Here is a 1,714-nt window from a genome sequence, read left to right on the forward strand (position 1 = left end):
GCGGACCTGGTGACGGCCCAGGATGTGACGCTCGGCCCGGGGGAGCGGGCGACGGTCGGAACCGGTCTGAGCATTGCCCTGCCGGCCGGGTACGCGGCGTTCGTCCACCCGCGCAGTGGCCTGGCCGCGCGGCACGGCCTGTCCGTGGTCAACGCCCCGGGAACGGTGGACGCCGGTTACCGTGGAGAAATCAAAGTCGTTCTGATCAATACCGACCGATCTGACACGATCATCCTGCATCGGGGCGACCGGATCGCCCAGCTGGTCGTGCAGCGCGTGGAGCACGCTGTGTTCCGGGAGGTCGATGAGCTGCCGGCCTCGGCGCGCGGAAGCGGCGGGTTCGGCTCCACGGGGGGTTTCGGGTCCGCCGGGGGGGCAGGAAAGGAGACCACCGGTGTTCGGACGAGGGCGTAGGGAGTTCGACCGTCGCGGGGCCTCCGAGATGGACGTCCCCGAGAAGGTCACCTCGCGGGGCTCGTCGGAGCCCGATGGTCCCTACGACATCGCGCAGGCACCCGATGACGACGTGCATCGCCTCGATCTCGGGTCGTTGCGGATTCCGGCGCTCGACGGCATGCAGGTGCAGTTCCAGGTCGAGGAGTCGACCGGCAAGCCGCTGACGGTGCTGGTGACCGACGGGCGCAGCGCGATGGAGCTCTCCGTCTTCGCGGCGCCGAAGAGCCGGGGCCTGTGGGACGAGGTGCGGGCCGAGATCCTGGAGACCATTCAGGGGGGCGGTGGGTCGGAGGCGGACGGTCGCTACGGCCCCGAACTGCGGATGAGCTTGCCGACCGGGCGTCCGGGCGAGACCGTGCCGGGCCGGATGATCGGTGTGGACGGTCCGCGCTGGTTTCTGCGGGCGGTGGTGACCGGCGCGGCCGGGCAGGATCCGGCGGCAGGCCCCCTCCTGGACGCCGCGTTGCGCAATCTGATCATTTCTCGTGGTGACGGCGCGATGCCGGTGCGGGATCCGTTGCCCCTGAGGCTGCCCAAAGAGATCACCGATCACCCCGATGCTTCCGGCGGACCGGTCGCCTCGGCGACCAGCGGACGGCCCGAGATGCCCGTGCGCGGTGCGCGTATAGCCGAGATCCGCTGACCGCCCTGTGCCCGGGGTCCCCGCATGGCGCCGAAGGCGCCATGCGGGGCGGGCACATTGAGCACCGGTCATGCGTTGCATGAGACGTGTTGAACGTGTTGGACGTGCTCGAGCCGCAGTTGCCTGCGCCGAGTCGCCGGCGAGCCGGATCGGAGGAGCCGTGGGCGAGTCACGCGGCTGGTTGGGGCGCAAGCTCCACAGACTGACAGCAGGGACGAGCGAGCTCGACGCCGAGGACCTCCAGGCGGCCTCGGCGGCGGCGGGTGCCGCCCCGATGAGCGGCTGTCGTGACCGGGACGAGATCTGCGTCGCGGGTACCATCCAGGCCGTGACGGTACGTGCGCGGTCGGGTGCACCGGCCCTGGAGGCCGACATCTACGACGGTAGCGGCACCGTCACGTTGGTCTTCCTCGGCCGCCGGGACATCCCGGGCCTGCGGGCTGGCGCGTCGGTCAAGGCCTCCGGGCGCGTTACCGTGCAGGAGAACCGTCCGATCATCTTCAACCCGCGTTACGAACTACTCCCCGTTCCGTCGGCGAGCGCCTAGGTCGGCGGGTCCGCCCAACCCGACGGGATCCCAACCAGACATGCCACGTACGCCATCTCCCGACACGT

3 protein-coding genes are annotated in these 1,714 nt (G+C 70.4%); all 3 read left to right on the forward strand.

Translation table 11 applies throughout. The features are described 5' to 3' along the window. Positions 1-414: dUTP diphosphatase (gene dut, locus AC08ON_RS02260; protein WP_476616369.1), on the forward strand; the 414-nt coding region annotated here is incomplete at its 5' end. After that, positions 395-1,099: a DUF3710 domain-containing protein gene (locus tag AC08ON_RS02265; RefSeq protein WP_476606202.1), complete on the forward strand. Its 705-nt coding sequence runs from the start codon at positions 395-397 to the stop codon at positions 1,097-1,099. The genes dut and AC08ON_RS02265, both read left to right, overlap by 20 nt. A gap of 160 nt (positions 1,100-1,259) precedes the next feature. Further along, the gene (locus AC08ON_RS02270) at positions 1,260-1,646 is read left to right on the forward strand and encodes an OB-fold nucleic acid binding domain-containing protein (protein WP_476606203.1); all 387 of its coding nucleotides are present in this window, start codon (positions 1,260-1,262) and stop codon (positions 1,644-1,646) included. Positions 1,647-1,714: the final 68 nt, after the last annotated feature.

The sequence above is a fragment of the Frankia sp. CoWAU3 genome (genome assembly GCF_977971855.1).